Origin of the sequence: Loktanella sp. IMCC34160, assembly GCF_004145845.1 — a bacterium.
In the GTDB taxonomy this organism is placed as follows: domain Bacteria; phylum Pseudomonadota; class Alphaproteobacteria; order Rhodobacterales; family Rhodobacteraceae; genus SELP01.
This window is the reverse complement of record NZ_SELP01000009.1, coordinates 16,314-30,625: the sequence shown is the minus strand read 5'-3', so window position 1 is coordinate 30,625 and position 14,312 is coordinate 16,314. Positions and strand designations below refer to the sequence as shown.

At 62.6% G+C, this 14,312-nt stretch carries 15 protein-coding genes; 6 read left to right on the top strand and 9 right to left on the bottom strand.

Annotated features, from left to right (window positions below):
* Positions 1-76 precede the first annotated feature (76 nt).
* Genes EU803_RS17705 through EU803_RS17690 form a run of 4 tightly spaced genes read right to left on the bottom strand, consistent with a single transcriptional unit; the run spans position 77 to position 4,453 of the window.
* On the bottom strand, positions 77-1,159 hold the full coding sequence (locus EU803_RS17705) for a cellulase family glycosylhydrolase (protein ID WP_129685357.1): 1,083 nt from the start codon (positions 1,157-1,159) through the stop codon (positions 77-79).
* A 60-nt stretch (positions 1,160-1,219) separates the two neighbouring features.
* Positions 1,220-2,491 (bottom strand): extracellular solute-binding protein, encoded by a 1,272-nt coding sequence (locus EU803_RS17700; protein ID WP_129685355.1) that lies wholly within the window; start codon positions 2,489-2,491, stop codon positions 1,220-1,222.
* A 34-nt stretch (positions 2,492-2,525) separates the two neighbouring features.
* Positions 2,526-3,359: a carbohydrate ABC transporter permease gene (locus tag EU803_RS17695; protein ID WP_129685353.1), complete on the bottom strand. Its 834-nt coding sequence runs from the start codon at positions 3,357-3,359 to the stop codon at positions 2,526-2,528.
* On the bottom strand, positions 3,356-4,453 hold the full coding sequence (locus EU803_RS17690) for a sugar ABC transporter permease (protein ID WP_129685351.1): 1,098 nt from the start codon (positions 4,451-4,453) through the stop codon (positions 3,356-3,358). Before EU803_RS17690 ends, EU803_RS17695 begins: the two co-directional genes overlap by 4 nt.
* A 135-nt stretch (positions 4,454-4,588) precedes the next feature.
* Here EU803_RS17690 and EU803_RS17685 point away from each other — a divergent pair, with 135 nt between their 5' ends.
* Positions 4,589-5,614, top strand: coding sequence for a LacI family DNA-binding transcriptional regulator (locus EU803_RS17685; RefSeq protein WP_129685349.1), 1,026 nt, complete (start codon positions 4,589-4,591; stop codon positions 5,612-5,614).
* A gap of 84 nt (positions 5,615-5,698) precedes the next feature.
* Here the strand turns inward: EU803_RS17685 and EU803_RS17680 are convergent, their stop codons facing one another.
* The 3 genes from EU803_RS17680 to EU803_RS17670 form a co-directional block, all read right to left on the bottom strand.
* Positions 5,699-6,493 (bottom strand): ATP-binding cassette domain-containing protein, encoded by a 795-nt coding sequence (locus tag EU803_RS17680; RefSeq protein ID WP_129685347.1) that lies wholly within the window; start codon positions 6,491-6,493, stop codon positions 5,699-5,701.
* Complete coding sequence (locus EU803_RS17675; protein ID WP_129685345.1) at positions 6,490-7,557, bottom strand: ABC transporter permease; 1,068 nt, start codon at positions 7,555-7,557, stop codon at positions 6,490-6,492. The genes EU803_RS17680 and EU803_RS17675 overlap by 4 nt, the downstream gene beginning before the upstream one ends.
* A gap of 114 nt (positions 7,558-7,671) precedes the next feature.
* Positions 7,672-8,685, bottom strand: coding sequence for a sugar ABC transporter substrate-binding protein (locus EU803_RS17670; RefSeq protein WP_129685343.1), 1,014 nt, complete (start codon positions 8,683-8,685; stop codon positions 7,672-7,674).
* Positions 8,686-8,870: 185 nt separating this feature from the next.
* Between EU803_RS17670 and EU803_RS17665 the strand changes: the two genes are divergently transcribed.
* The gene (locus EU803_RS17665; RefSeq protein ID WP_129685341.1) at positions 8,871-10,043 is read left to right on the top strand and encodes an ROK family transcriptional regulator; all 1,173 of its coding nucleotides are present in this window, start codon (positions 8,871-8,873) and stop codon (positions 10,041-10,043) included.
* A gap of 184 nt (positions 10,044-10,227) precedes the next feature.
* Positions 10,228-10,914, top strand: coding sequence for a D-lyxose/D-mannose family sugar isomerase (locus EU803_RS17660; RefSeq protein WP_129685339.1), 687 nt, complete (start codon positions 10,228-10,230; stop codon positions 10,912-10,914).
* Here EU803_RS17660 and EU803_RS17655 read toward each other — a convergent pair.
* Complete coding sequence (locus EU803_RS17655) at positions 10,900-11,142, bottom strand: hypothetical protein (RefSeq protein ID WP_129685337.1); 243 nt, start codon at positions 11,140-11,142, stop codon at positions 10,900-10,902. The two genes, EU803_RS17660 and EU803_RS17655, sit on opposite strands and share 15 nt — an antisense overlap.
* Positions 11,143-11,393: 251 nt before the next feature.
* On the opposite strand from EU803_RS17655, the gene EU803_RS17650 reads away from it, so the two are divergent.
* The 3 genes from EU803_RS17650 to EU803_RS17640 are packed head-to-tail and all read left to right on the top strand — an operon-like array spanning position 11,394 to position 13,715.
* Positions 11,394-12,401, top strand: coding sequence for a nuclear transport factor 2 family protein (locus EU803_RS17650; protein WP_129685335.1), 1,008 nt, complete (start codon positions 11,394-11,396; stop codon positions 12,399-12,401).
* On the top strand, positions 12,391-13,257 hold the full coding sequence (locus tag EU803_RS17645; RefSeq protein WP_129685333.1) for an amidohydrolase family protein: 867 nt from the start codon (positions 12,391-12,393) through the stop codon (positions 13,255-13,257). Before EU803_RS17650 ends, EU803_RS17645 begins: the two co-directional genes overlap by 11 nt.
* Positions 13,254-13,715, top strand: coding sequence for a thioesterase family protein (locus EU803_RS17640; protein ID WP_129685331.1), 462 nt, complete (start codon positions 13,254-13,256; stop codon positions 13,713-13,715). Before EU803_RS17645 ends, EU803_RS17640 begins: the two co-directional genes overlap by 4 nt.
* 27 nt (positions 13,716-13,742) lie before the next feature.
* Here the strand turns inward: EU803_RS17640 and EU803_RS17635 are convergent, their stop codons facing one another.
* Complete coding sequence (locus EU803_RS17635; protein ID WP_129685329.1) at positions 13,743-14,264, bottom strand: DUF2478 domain-containing protein; 522 nt, start codon at positions 14,262-14,264, stop codon at positions 13,743-13,745.
* Between the last annotated feature and the right edge of the window lie 48 nt (positions 14,265-14,312).

The window sequence follows — 14,312 nt, the reverse complement described above, 5'->3', positions numbered from 1 at the left end:
ATCAACCCGAATACGCGCGTGATTGTGGCGCCGTCCGTTGATCCGGGCGGCGCCTTTTGCATCTGGGGCCCGGGGGTCAGGCGTCCTGCCGGGACAACACCTGCCGCAATGTGGCAATTTCTGCCGGGTCATAGGCCCGCCCCTGATCGTCCAACAGATCGTGGAACCAGACGGACCGGTCCGCCGCGCCGCCGTGCTGGGCCACAAGGTCGGCAGGCCAGGGCAGATGGGTCTGGGTTCGCCCCTTCACCATGCCCCATTGAAAGCATCCGACGTTGCGGTCCCGGAACAGGGACAACTGATCGTCGATCCGGCTGCCGACGGGCCGGGCCATCCATTCCGTGCACAGCATTGGCCGCCCGAGGTCTGCCAGATAGTCGATAAAGCGCCGGACGTTGGGGGTGTCGGCATAGGCGTGAAAGGTCACGATGTCCGACAGCGCCAGCGCTGTCTTGTCCGCCGGGGCCTGATAGGGATCATCCGATGATCCGACGGGCGGCGTGACCCATGCCCCAACGGTCAAGGGTTGGCTGGGGCTTTCGGTGCGCGCCCATTCGAAGCAATTGGTCATCAATGCCAGGCTGCGGGCCGAGAAATCCGGCTCGTAACTACTGGACCCGTCCGCCCCAAAGATCATCCGGTTTCCCGGTTCGTTATAAAGATCCCAGAACAGGACGCGCGGGTCGGCGGCAAAGCGGCGCACGATCTGGCGCACATAGGATTGGTATCCGTCCCAGTCGGTTCCGTCCATTAGCGCCGCGCGCCCGGGGCTGGCCACGGCGCGGCTGTTGTGAACGCCGGGAATGGGGTCGGGCTGCGGGCCATATTCAGGTTCCGCCCCGCCAAATCCGCAATCGTCGAAGAAACAGGGCACCGTGCCGATCCCAAGCCCGTCGGCCGCCGACATCAGCCAATCAAGGCGCGCGGCAGTCCCATCGGGGTCATGTTTCCAGACTAGGTAGTGCAGGTTTACCCGGATCGCGTTGAACCCAAGATCGGCGGCCCATCCCAGTTCGCGCCGGATCGTGTCGCGGTCGAAACTTTCTTCGCGCCACATCTCGAGGAAATTCACCGCCGTGGACGGCAGGAAATTGAACCCGCAGACCCATCCGGTCTTTGCCCACCAGCGGTTGGCCTTTTCTGCACTCCAGCGTGGCACGTCGTCTGTCCTTGAAAGAATTCGGGCAACGGCCCCGGGAAAGGGGCCGTTGCGGGGGGCTTAGCGGTCCAGCAGGTCCTGAACTTCGGCTTCGGCGTCGGCCAAGGCAGCGGTGACATCCTTGCCGGTCAGCCAGATCGCCTGAAGCTCGCGGTTCAGAACGTCCTGAATGGCGCCATAGCGTTCGCTGGGCGGCGTATCGCGGGCGATCGCGGCGGTGCCGGTGTATTCGTCGCGATGCGGCAGCCCCGCATATTCCGCGCTTTCCAGAACCGAAGTGCGCACGGCCATGTGACCGGTCCGCGCCCAATCGATGTTGTGGTCGTTGATGAAGGCCAGAACCTTCATCGCCGCCGCGCGCTGGTCCCCGTCCAGCGAGGCCGGGATCGCCCACATGTGGCTGTCGGCCCAGGTGGCACCGGTGTCGAACAGCGTCGGGAAGTCGGCGACATAGTAGTTGTCCAGCGCGACCTCTTCCTTGGCGGCTTCGGCGGTGTAGAAATCCACAACCCATGTCCCGTTGACAAGGATCGCCGCCTCGCCGTTCAGAAAGGCCTGCTGGCTGTCGGCATAGTTCAGCTGCGGATTGGCAAGCCCGGCGTCGAACAGCTGGGTCATCGCGGTCACGGCATTGGCGGCGGCATCGTTGTTGATGGTCGCGGTGTCGCCGTCAAAGATGTTGGCGTTCTGCTGCCACATCAGGGCCAGCACCAGACGCACCCCGATGGGGAATTGCGCAAAATCGGCGGCAAGATAATCCTGCCCGGTCGCGTCCTTGACCATCTGCGCGTGCTGCAACAGTTCCTCGGGAGAGGTGGGCAGCACCGGCTTGCCGTCTTCGACCAGACCGGCGGCGGCCATCAGGTCCATGTTGACGTGCCAGAGGTTGGCGTGGAAATCCATCGGCACGCCGTAGATGCCGCCTTCGTAGCTGACAGCGGCCAGCGCGTTTTCAGACCAGTCGGACGGGTCGATCCCGGCTGCCTCCAGATCGCCCGAGATGTCGGCAATCGCGCCGAGGCCCGCGAATTCCGGCACCCGGTGACGGTGCATGACATGCACGTCCGGCGGGGTGCCCCCGGCATAGGCGGCCTTGATCTGATCATAGTAGTTGCCCCAGTCGGTGGGCAGGGTGGTCACGGTGATCCCGTCAAGCTCCGCATCCGCGGCGTTGATGATCGACTGGATGATGCAGGCCTCGCCCACGCTGGCCTTGGTGTCGGTGCCCGCGTCCTCGCAGGCGCCAAAGAACCGGCCAAGGGTGACTTCCTGTGCCGTGGCCCCGGTTGCGACCGTGGCGGCGACGGCGGCGCCGATGATGAGATGTTTCATATCTCTCCTCCCAATGTGGGGCAGATGCCCCGGTTTATCCCTTGGTCCCGCCGACGGTCATGGCTTGCACCACGTACCGCTGGAAGATCAGGAACATGACAACGACCGGAAGCGAGGCGATGACGCCCGAGGCCATGACGCGGCCCAGCCCTTCCGATTGCGCGAAATTCGATTGGATGCTGGCCAGCCCCAGCGTGATGGTGAAGAACTCCTGCCGTTGCGCACTGACCAGCGGCCAAAGGTAGTCGTTCCAGGCGTAGAGGAATGTCAGGATCGCCAGCGTCATCATCGCGGGGCGGGCCAACGGCAGCATGACGTACCAGAAGATCTGCAACCAACCGACGCCATCCAGACGGGCGGCTTCCTCGATGTCCTTGGGGATCGCCTTGAAGAATTGCAGCATCAGGAAGACCCCGATGGGGACGGCCATGCGCGGCAGGATCAGCGCGTGATAGCTGTTGTGCCACCCGAGATCGGCGAACATGGTGTAAAGCGGGATAAAGACCGCCTGCTCCGGCACCATCAACCCGACAAGGCAAAGAATGGTGATCGCCCGCTTGAACGGAAATTCAAGCCGGGCCAGCGCATAGCCCGCGGTGGTCGATACGATCAGCACCCCCAATGTCATTCCCGCCGCCACGATCAGCGAGTTCAGGAACCACATCGGCGTCTGGCCAAAGGCGAACAGCGCGGCATAGTTTTCGGCGGTAAAGGGGATCGGGATCAGTCCGAAGAAGGTGGTGGATGTGGTTCGGGCCAGCACCTCGTTCGGTTGGAACGACAGGGACACCATCCAGAGCGTTGGCACCAGCCACAGGAACGCCGGAATCGCGAGGGCCATCACCAGCCATTTGTAGGACCGGTTCATTGGTCGTCCTCCCGGCCCAGAACGAATTGCAGGATCGAAAACCCACCCATGATGACGAAAAGGAACACCGCCATGGCGCTTGCCCGGCCCAGTTCACTGTCGCGAAACGCGGTCTGGTAGATGTAGCGGACAAGCACCTGTGTGGTGTCGTTGGGGCCACCTTGGGTCATTAGATGCGCCTGCCCGAAGACCTGGAATTGCAGAATGACCTGCAACACGATGACCAGCGTGATCGTGCGTTTCAGGTTCGGCAGGGTGATATACCAGAAAGCCCGCGCGCCGGTCGCATTGTCCAGCGCCCCGGCTTCGTACAGGTCCTTCGAGATATCCTGCATCCCGGCCAGAAACAGGATCATCGCGATCCCGAGGCTCCACCAGATCGTGGTGATGACAATGGCGGCCATGGCGAACCGTTCGTCGGTCAGCCAGACGATGGGCGAGCCGCCGAAAGCTTCGGTGACATTGGCGATCAACCCCTGCCGGGGCGAAAACATGATCTGCCAGATCAGCGTCACCACGGTGACCGACAGGATCTGACTGAGGAAGAACAGCGTCCGGTAGACCGACATCGCACGGGTTTCGCGGTTCAGCGCCGCCGCGATCAGAAGGGCGGCGACTGTCACGCCGGGCACGGTCCAGCCCACGAACACCAGCGTATTGCCGACCGTTGGCCAGAACCGCCGGTCATACCAGCGTCCTCCTTCGCCGGGATGGAAACCGGGTAGGACAAAAAGCAGGGCCGAGGCGAGCCCGAGGGCGATTGCCGTAACCTTACTCACCCGGCCAGCCCGGCGAAGGAAGACCGACAGGGCGACACCTGCCGCCCCGATCCCCTGAAGCAGCGGGCTGGCAACCGCGCCCCATTCGATATTGCGGCCCCACATGACCCGTTCGTAGTTGCGCAGACCGACGAACTCCTTTGCGTCGGGATTGAAGGCAACCGCCAGAAGGTTCCAGTCGTGCAGGGAAATCCAGATCCCGCGCAGGAAGGGATAGACAAGGAACAGCGCATAGGTCGCAAGGAACGGCAGCAACAGGACAAAGGCCGCCTGCCCCTGCGTGATCCTGCGCTTTTGCCGGGTCTGCCCCGTCATGCTGTGTCCCCCCTTCGCCAACCGCACGCCTCCCGGCACGCGGCAAAGGAATCGCTTCCTTTTCGCTGCTAATATTTATTAGCAATATTTATTAGCACCTCGCAAGCCCCTATGCTCTGCCTGTAGGAGAGGCAGATGAGCAACGAACCGAACCCCACCCCGGCCCGCGTCACGATGAAGGACATCGCCCTTCGGGCGGGCGTGTCGCAATCGACGGTGTCCTTCGTTCTGAATGGCAACGAAGACATGCGCATCAGCGAGGAAACCCGCGCCCGCGTGATGGATGCGGTTGCGGAACTTGGCTATCGGCCGCGCGGTGCAGGCCGCCCGGCACGCGACGAGGCCAGCCGGGTCATTGGCCTGATGGTCGATGAAATCGCGACCAGCCCCTTTGCGGCGATCTCGATCGAAGGGGTTCAGGAAACCGCGTGGAAGCACAACGCCATCGTCGAGGTGGTGATGACAGGCGGCAACCGCGACTACGAGGCGACCGCGCTGCGCAAGTGGGCGGCGGACGGGGTCGCGGGGATCGTCTATGCCTCGATCCTGACCCGTAAGGTGGCCCCGCCCGACGCGCTGGCCCGGCACAGGGCCGTGCTGCTGAACTGCTATGACGCCGAACGCCGCTATACCTCTGTCGTGCCAGCGGAACGGCGCGGCGGCGAAATGGCGACCCGGCAACTTATCGCTGCCGGGCACCGCAAGATCGCCTTCATCACCGGCGAAAACTGGATGGAGGCCTCGGACCAGCGGCTGGAAGGATACGAGCGGGCACTGAGACAGGCGAATATCCCGGTCGATCCGAACCTGATCGTCGAAGGAAACTTTCTGCCCAGCGGCGGCCGGACTGCCACCCTGCGCCTTCTGGACGGTCCTGTTCGGCCCGACGCGATCTTTTGCGCCAACGACCTGATGGCGGTAGGCTGCTACGAGGCGCTGAAAGAGCGCGGCGAACGGGTCGGGGCAACGATGGCCGTGATGGGCTATGACGATCAGGAGATTGCACAACACCTGTCCCCTGCCCTGTCGACCGTCCTGTTGCCGCATCGGGAAATGGGCAATTGGTGCGCCGAATGGCTGTTGTCGCCGTCCGAGGGCGCCGGACTGCAAGAGCGGCTGGAATGCCCCGTCGTGCTTCGGGAGTCGCACATGCGGGGATAGCCGACCGTCTGCCAACAAACCGCCCCCCCAAAAAAAGCAAAGGGCCGCGGTTTCCCGCGGCCCGTCTGCGTGGTGATCGCCGGGTTACATGGGCGGTTCCTTGGCCCCGGTCATGAAGGCCACCGCGTCGGACATGGTGTAATCCTTCGGGTCGATCACGCACAGACGCTTGCCCAGCCGGTGCACGTGGATCCGGTCTGCGACTTCGAACACATGGGGCATGTTGTGGCTGATCAGGATGATCGGAATGCCCCGCGACCGCACATCGAGGATCAGTTCCAGCACGCGCCGGGATTCCTTGACGCCCAGCGCTGCCGTCGGCTCGTCAAGGATGATCACCTTGGAGCCGAAGGCCGCGGCCCGGGCCACGGCGACCCCTTGGCGTTGGCCACCCGAAAGGGTTTCAACCGCCTGATTGATGTTCTGGATCGTCATCAGGCCCAGCTCGGTCAGCTTGTCGCGCGCGATCTGTTCCATTCTGGGGCGGTCAAGCTGACGCAGAACCGACCCACGGAACCCCGGCTTGCGCAGCTCGCGGCCCATGAACATGTTGTCGGCGATCGACAGGGCGGGCGACATCGCGAGGGTCTGGTAGACCGTTTCGATGCCTTCCTTGCGGGCGTCGGTCGGGGAATGGAAATGCACCTTGCGGCCTTCCAGTTCGATCTCGCCCTCGTCCGGGACAACCGCCCCGGAGACTGCCTTGATCAGGGTGGATTTCCCGGCGCCGTTGTCGCCGATCACCGCAAGGATTTCGCCCGGGTAAAGGTCGAAGTCGCAGTTATCCAGCGCGGTCACTTTGCCATAACGCTTGACCAGTCCGCGGCCCTTCAGGATGGGCTGCTTCGCGGTTTGGGATGCTTGTGCTGCCTGTGTCATGCCGAAACCTTTCTGATCCATTGGTCAACCGCCACGGCTCCGATGATCAACGCGCCGATAAGAAGGAAGGTCCATTGCGCGTCGGCCCCGGCCAGGCGCAGACCCAGCGTGAAGACGCCCACGATCAGGGCCCCGAACAGTGCGCCAAGGATCGACCCACGGCCACCGAAAAGCGAGATGCCCCCGATCACCACGGCGGTGATGCTTTCGATATTGGCCAGCTGGCCAGAGGTCGGCGACACCGACCCGATCCGCCCGATCAGCGCCCAGCCTGCAAAGGCACAGATCAGACCGGACAGCACATAGACGGAAATCAGCACGGATTTCACGTTCACGCCGGATAGCTGCGCCGCGTCAGGGTCATCCCCAACCGCATAGACATGCCGCCCCCAGGCCGTGTGTTTCAGCACGTAGGACAGGAACAGCATCAAGACGACCATGAAGATGACGCCGACGGTAAACACCGCGCCCCCCACGTTGAATTTCATTGCGAACAACTGCAACAGGGGCGCATTCGCCTCGATCTCCTGCGCGCGGATCGTTTCGTTGGCGGAGTAAAGGAAGTTCGTAGCCAGAACGATCTGCCACATGCCCAGCGTCACGATGAAGGGCGGAAGTTTCATCACGGCGACAAGCCAGCCGTTGACGAAGCCGCACAGCATACCGGTTACCAGCCCAAGCACGATCGAGATTTCGACCGGGATACCGTAGCGGAAGGTAAACTGTCCCATCACGACCGACGACAGGACCATGATCGCGCCGACCGACAGGTCGATGCCCGCGGTCAGGATCACAAGACTTTGCGCCGCCGCCACGATGCCCACGATCTGCACTTGTTGCAGGATCAGCGTCAGCGCGAAGGGCGAAAAGAACTTGGACCCGAGAAGCAGGCCGAACACGACGATGGACGCCAGCAGGACGAACAGCGGGACAAGCGCGGGGTTCACATGAAGGGCATGCTGCAACCGTGCGAGCGCCCCTTTCTTCTGGCTGGTGAATTCAGCGACCGCTTCGGATCGGCTTGTTTTCACCACGGATTCGAAATCGTCGGCATTGCCAGACATTTTGGCGGCCTCCTCTGCATCGGGTGGGTATTGGGGAGAGTGTAGAGCATTTCTTAGAACAAGGGCGGGAAAAACCCGCCCTTGTCCGTAGTCAACTGATGGACGGGCCGGGTCTTAGCCCCAGCAGAGGTCCATGCCTTCGGCGACCGAAATGCTGTCGACGCCTTCGGCGGGCTTGTCGGTGACCAGCGCCACACCGGTGTCGAAGAAGTCCTTACCGGGGGTGTTTTCCGGCAGGGTGCCGTTGGCGGCGTAGGCGGCAATGGCTTCGATCCCGAGAGCGGCCATGCGCAGCGGGTACTGCTGCGAGGTCGCACCGATCACGCCATCGGCGATGTTCTGAACGCCGGGGCAGCCACCGTCGACGGAGACGATCAGAACGTCGTTTTCGCGGCCAATCGCCTTGAGCGCCTCATAGGCGCCGGCAGCGGCGGGTTCGTTGATGGTGTAGACGACGTTGATCATCGGATCGACGGCCAGAAGATTTTCCATCGCCTTGCGGCCACCTTCTTCGTTCCCGGCGGTCACGTCGTGGCCGACGATGCGCGGATCGGTTTCGTCGCCCCACTTGTTCGGGTCGCCCAGTTCAATGCCGAAGCCCTGCAGGAAGCCCTGGTCACGCAGCACGCCGACGGTCGGCTGGCTGACGGCGAGGTCAAGCATGGCGATCTTGGCGTTGGCGGCATCGTCACCGAGGGTGGCGGCAGCCCACTGGCCGATCAGTTCACCGGCAAGGAAGTTGTCGGTGGCAAAGGTCGAGTTGGCGGCGTCGATCGGGTCCAGCGGGGTGTCGAGTGCGATCACCAGCAGGCCGGCTTCGCGGGCCTGGGTCACGGCGCTGACGATGGACGAGGTGTCCGAGGCGGTCAGCAGGATACCCGAAGCGCCATCGGCGATGCAGGTTTCAATCGCGGCAACCTGGGTCTCGTGGTCGCCGTCGACCTTACCGGCGTAGGAGCGCAGGGTGATCCCGGCTTCGGCGGCGGCAGCTTCGGCGCCTTCACGCATCTTGACGAAGAACGGGTTGGTGTCGGTCTTGGTGATCAGGCAGGCGGATACGTCCTGCGCAGCGGCGGCACCGGCGGTCGTGATGACGGCAAGCGCAGTTCCGACGAGAAGTTTTTTCATGGTTTCCTCCCAGAGAAAGTCAAAAAGTCGGGGCCTCCACCCCGGCAAATCACGGCCCGATGTTTCGACCGCTTGCCCCTAAGACAACGCGATTCGACGGCCTGTGTCAATTAATTAATTAACTTTCTTTATTAATGGATTTCCCCTATAGAATAAGGGTGAGGAGGCCGATAGAGTTGCGCGGCATGGAGGACGGACTGGTAAGATCGATCAGCTCGGGGCTGAGCCAAAAAGGGGTGCGCGACCATAACGAGCGCCTCCTCCTTTCGTTGATTCAGCGCCACGGAGCCCTTCCGGGAAGCGACCTTGCACGCATCGCAAACCTGTCACCGCCGACCGTGTCGGCCATCTTGCGGCGGCTCGAATCTGACGGGCTTCTTGAACGGGGCGACCCGGTGCGGGGCAAGGTCGGCAAGCCGTCGATCCCCATGCGTCTGGCCCCGGATGGCGTCTATTCCTACGGGCTGAAGATCGGCCGCAGATCGGCCGAATTGGTGCTGATCGATTTCTGCGGTGACACCCGGCATCAGCGACAACTGAACTACGACATCCCCCTGCCCGACACGATCTTCGATTTTGTCGGCGCGGCCGTGTCCGAAATCTCAGGCGCTCTGTCACCAGAGGCAGTGGCGCGGATCTGCGGCTTTGGCGTCGCCGCGCCATTTGGCCTGTGGAACTGGCCCAACACCTCGGACGAGTCGGACGCGGCATTCCAATCCTGGAAGGATGTGGACCTGCGGGTTCGCACCGCGGACATCAGCGGGTTGCCCGTCACCTTGATGAACGACGCGACCGCCGCCTGCCAGGCAGAGCACATGTTTGGCCGGGGCAAGGAATTCCGCGACTATGCCTATTTCTTTATCGGGGCCTTCATCGGCGGCGGGGTTGTGCTGAACAACTCGGTCTTCGAAGGCCCGCAGGGCAATGCCGGTGCGCTGGGGTCCTTGCGCACGGTCGGCCCGAACGGGGAAAGCATGCAACTGGTCGATATGGCATCGATCCACCAGCTAGAGCTGCGGCTGCGCGAGGTCGACCTTGACCCCCGCCAGCTTTGGACCGACCCGGACAGCTGGACCAGCCTGTCGCGCTACGTCGATCCATGGCTGGGCCAAACCGCGCAGGAACTGGCCAAGGCAGCCCTGTCCACCTGTTCCGTCATCGACTTCGAGGCGATCCTGATCGACGGTGCCTTTCCCCCTGCAATCCGCGAGGAACTGGTCGGCAGGGTACGCCGCTATATGGCGACACAGGATACACGTGGATTGATCCCCCCCCGGATCGAGGCGGGCAGCATTGGCGCCAAGGCCCGGTCGGTCGGGGCCGCATCGCAGCCAGTTGGCACGCAGTTCATGCTTTGATGCCGCGCGGGCGATCCGCCTGACCCGGATAGCTATTGCCCGAGATAGAATTCGCCGCCACGCCAACCATGACAAACCACTCGAACGAAACACGATCCGGTCACATCAAAGCATTCGCAGGGTCGCCATTCCGACCGACGGCTGCCATGATGATCGAAATCAACAGCCCTTATAGGATTGCCGCATGAAACGGTCGCGCATCAACGAAATCATGGCCTCTGCCGCCGAGATGATTCATGAATTCGGCTTTACCTTGCCGCCCTTCGCCTATTGGAGCCCTGAAGAGTTCAAGGCCCGCGCGCCCGATGTGCGTCATGTGATCGACGCCCGTTGCGGCTGGGACATCACCGATTATGGTGCGGGCCGGTTCGATGACATGGGGCTGTTCCTGTTCACGCTTCGCAATGGCCTGCTTGGCGACCTGCAACGCGGCGGCGGCATGTGCTATGCAGAAAAGCTGCTGATTTCGCGTCAGGACCAGCTTAGCCCGATGCACACCCATGTCATCAAGGCCGAAGACATCATCAATCGTGGTGGGGCGACGCTTGTGGTCGAACTTTTCGGGTCCGACGACAAGGGCAACTTCGCCGAAGACCGCGGCGGCACGATCTGGTGTGACGGAATCCGTCTGGACTATGCCCCGGGCCAGAAGCTGAAACTTGCGCCGGGCGAAAGCGTGACCCTGCGCCCCGGCGACTGGCATGCCTTCTGGGGCGAAGGCGGCGACGTGCTGATCGGCGAAGTTTCGACCGTCAACGACGACGAGACCGACAACATCTTCCGCGAGCCGATTGGCCGCTTTGCCACCGTCGAAGAAGATGAGGCGCCAACCCATCTGCTGGTCAGCGACTACAAATCATGGCTGGGTTGACCCTGTCCCAGACCGGCCAGTAACGCGCTGCAAATGGACGAAGCCATGCGAGGGGCCGACGGGCCCGGCGATCACCGGAAAGCCGTCGCGCAGTGCGCGCGTCGTCTCGACGGGGTTTGCAAGGCAGGGCAAAAGGCCGTGCATCAGCTCATGTCGGGACAGCGGGCAAGGTAATTGGGCTTCATCTCGTCCCGCATGATCGAACAGCCGACCGGCGATCATGCGCATCGTCGTGGTCCTGCCGCAGTCCGAAGGCCCTAACAGGACAAGGACTTCATGATCGAGGACGGTCGGATCAGACGTGCTGACCCCTACGACATTTCCCCACTGCCTCGACGCGCCGAATGGCTTGATATCGCCAATGTCGCCTCCTGACGCCGCCGTATTGCATACGCTTGCAGTTTCGGTAGACTTCTTCGCGCGAGTCTGGCAAGCACTTTTGCATACGAAATTATTTTCGTCTCAACAGGACTGAATACATGACAGATCTTCAAGGCGCCAAAGACCTCGTTCGTCACATGCACGCCGTGGCCGATGCGGCCCCCGCGGGCGAAACAGCCGAATCCCTTTCGGCGGTCCTTGCCCCCGATCACCTTTGGCGCGGCTACCATCCTTTCGGTGAACTTCACGGGGTGGATGCCCTTGGGAGGGTGTTCTGGGATCCGCTGAAGACTGCCCTCACCCGGCTTCAGCGGCGCGAGGATATCTTCTTTGCCGGGCGCAACGAATTGGACGGATATGACAGCACATGGGTCGTGTCGATGGGGCACCTGATGGGGCTGTTAGACCAACCGTGGCTGGGGATCCGGCCCACGGCCAAGATGGCCTTTCTGCGCTACTGCGCCTTCTACCGGGTCGAGGGCGGCAAGATCACCGAAACCGCGATGTATTTCGATATTCCGCACCTGATGACTCAGGCTGGTCAATGCCCCTTCCCCAGTCAGACCGCCGCGCATCTGGTGCAGCCCGGTCCGATCACGCACAGCGGCCTGCTGTATGCGGCCCAGCCAGAGGCCGAGGGCAAGGCGACGCTGGCCGCAATCAACGCGATGATCTCGGACCTTGGCCAATGGAAGCTGGGACTGCCGCTCGAGGAAGAACTGGCTCGGACGTGGCAGGACGACATGATCTGGTGGGGGCCCGAAGGGATCGGCGCGACCTATACGATTGAACGCTATGCCAAACAGCATTCCGGTCCGTTCCGCGCCGGGTTTGGGCAACGGTCGAAGACAAAACACATCGCCCGTCTGGCCGAAGGTCATTTCGGCGGGTTCTTCGGCTGGCCCAACTTTACCGCGGTGCCGACCGGCGGCTTCATGGGCCTGCCCGGCAGCGATATCCCCAGCGAATTCCGGGTCATCGACATCTACCGCCGGGCCGGCGACAAGCTTGCCGAAAACTGGGTCTTTATCGACCTGCTGCATTTCTGGAAGATGCAGGGGCGCGATTTCCTGAAGGACACGACCGGCTACAGCCATGAGAATTGACGCCCATCATCACCTTTGGGACCTTGGGGCCGTCGATTACCCGTGGCTGATGGCGCGCGGCGTCGTGCGGTTCTTTGGCGATCCGGGGCCGATCCAACGCGACTACCTGATCGACGAATTCCGCCGCGACGCTGCGGGGTTTGCCGCCTCCGTCCATATCCAAGTCGGCGCGGCAGATGGCTGGGCCGAGGCGCGATGGGTGCAATCCGTCGCCGACGCGACGCCGGACTGGCCCTTGGCGCAGGTCGCCTTTTGCGACCTGACCGCGCAAGACCTTGCCGCCACGCTCGACCGGTTTCAGACCTTGCCGACACTGCGCGGGGTCCGCCAGATCGTCGGCCGGGCACCGGACGAAGATGCCCAAACCGGGACCAACGCCCTGTTGGCAGATCCGCGGTTTGCGGATGGGCTGCGGCAGGTTGGCGCGCGGGGCTTGTCGTTTGATCTGCAATTGATCCCGGAACTTTACACCCACATGGCCCGCGTTCTTGACCGTGCACCCGACACGACCGTCGCGCTGTGTCACGCGGGGTCGCCGCACGACCGCAGCGCGCAGGGGCTAAAGGACTGGGCCATGCGCCTCAGAACCCTCTCGGACCGCCCGCAGATCACCTGTAAATTGTCCGGGCTGGGCATGTTCGACCATGGCTGGACCACGGACAGCATCCGCCCCATCGTCGAAACCTGTCTGGACCAGTTCGGGCCGGACCGATGCATGTTTGGGTCGAATTTCCCGGTCGACTCTCTCTACAGCGACTACGGCACCATCGTGCGGGCGATCGAAGACATCGTCCCGTCGTCGATGCACGCTTCGGTCTTCCACGACACCGCCGCCAGATTCTATGCCCTGCCATGACCACGACCTTTCGATATCAGACAACCGTCCGCCCGGAATGGATCGACTACAACGGGCATATGCAGGATGCGTTCTACGGGCTGATATTCAGCTATGCGGTCGATGCGTTTCAGGATGCCGTCGGGTTCGACGGCGCCTACCGGGATCGGACCGGCTGCACGATCTACTTGCTGGAGGACCACAAGTTCTTTCTGCGCGAGGTGCGGGAAGGTGCCTTGGTCGAGGTTGAGACTGTGCTCTTGGATTTCAACGAAAAGCGGTTTCACCTCTGGTCGGCCATGAAGGAGGCGGGGGAACTGGTCGCCATCTCAGAAATGGTCGAAATGCATGTGCAGCAGAGCCCTCAGCCCCATGGCGTTGCCATGCCGCGCGCTCATCTCGACCGGCTTGCAGCAGCGCGCATGGCGGCGGCGGATGTCGCCGCCATGCCCCGCCGGTCACGCGGGCTCGGCATCTGACAGACGCGGCGTGCGCCGGTCGCGCGGTCAAGCAGGTTCGGCCAAGACCCCCACTTGTTCAAGGCACCAATCCTGCAACGCGTCGAAACTGGGTGCGATCTCCTCGGCGAGCTCGCCTGTGAATTCAACGAAGGCATCCTTGTTCAACCCGTTGGTGCCAACAATCACCGGCACGTCCAAGGCAAGGGCATTCGCGATTGCCGCGCGGAATCCCCGGCCCTCGGCTTCGTGCTTGCCAAACTTGTTGATGATCAGAAGGTCGGTGTCGGCGCCAAGGCTCGCCTCGACATGCCCGACGGCTTGTTCCAGCGCGGACGGATCAAGGCGACAGCCCTTGGAATGGTCGCCAAGGGATTGCGAGATGCGGATCACCGGCCCGTCCGGCAAGACCTTTACGTCCATGTCACAAGGTCCATCGTCCGGTCGGTCAGAGTTGACCTGAACGGTTCCCGCAACCCGCAGCCCCCGGTTCAGCAGGGCGCTGGCAAGCCGGTGCAGCATGAGGTCGGTGTCGCCACGTCCGGGCGCCATTGAGTATCCGATTTTCATTTGGGTCTCCGGTTCTTTCTTACATCGGCCTTTGGGCCTTTGGTGCCT

Coding starts and splice junctions, on each gene's coding strand:
- EU803_RS17700 (WP_129685355.1), bottom strand. CDS start 2,491: ATGAAACATCTCATCATCGGCGCCGCCGTCGCCGCCACGGTCGCAACC.
- EU803_RS17695 (WP_129685353.1), bottom strand. CDS start 3,359: ATGAACCGGTCCTACAAATGGCTGGTGATGGCCCTCGCGATTCCGGCG.
- EU803_RS17690 (WP_129685351.1), bottom strand. CDS start 4,453: ATGACGGGGCAGACCCGGCAAAAGCGCAGGATCACGCAGGGGCAGGCG.
- EU803_RS17685 (WP_129685349.1), top strand. CDS start 4,589: ATGAGCAACGAACCGAACCCCACCCCGGCCCGCGTCACGATGAAGGAC.
- EU803_RS17680 (WP_129685347.1), bottom strand. CDS start 6,493: ATGACACAGGCAGCACAAGCATCCCAAACCGCGAAGCAGCCCATCCTG.
- EU803_RS17675 (WP_129685345.1), bottom strand. CDS start 7,557: ATGTCTGGCAATGCCGACGATTTCGAATCCGTGGTGAAAACAAGCCGA.
- EU803_RS17670 (WP_129685343.1), bottom strand. CDS start 8,685: ATGAAAAAACTTCTCGTCGGAACTGCGCTTGCCGTCATCACGACCGCC.
- EU803_RS17665 (WP_129685341.1), top strand. CDS start 8,871: ATGGAGGACGGACTGGTAAGATCGATCAGCTCGGGGCTGAGCCAAAAA.
- EU803_RS17660 (WP_129685339.1), top strand. CDS start 10,228: ATGAAACGGTCGCGCATCAACGAAATCATGGCCTCTGCCGCCGAGATG.
- EU803_RS17655 (WP_129685337.1), bottom strand. CDS start 11,142: ATGCGCATGATCGCCGGTCGGCTGTTCGATCATGCGGGACGAGATGAA.
- EU803_RS17650 (WP_129685335.1), top strand. CDS start 11,394: ATGACAGATCTTCAAGGCGCCAAAGACCTCGTTCGTCACATGCACGCC.
- EU803_RS17645 (WP_129685333.1), top strand. CDS start 12,391: ATGAGAATTGACGCCCATCATCACCTTTGGGACCTTGGGGCCGTCGAT.
- EU803_RS17640 (WP_129685331.1), top strand. CDS start 13,254: ATGACCACGACCTTTCGATATCAGACAACCGTCCGCCCGGAATGGATC.
- EU803_RS17635 (WP_129685329.1), bottom strand. CDS start 14,264: ATGAAAATCGGATACTCAATGGCGCCCGGACGTGGCGACACCGACCTC.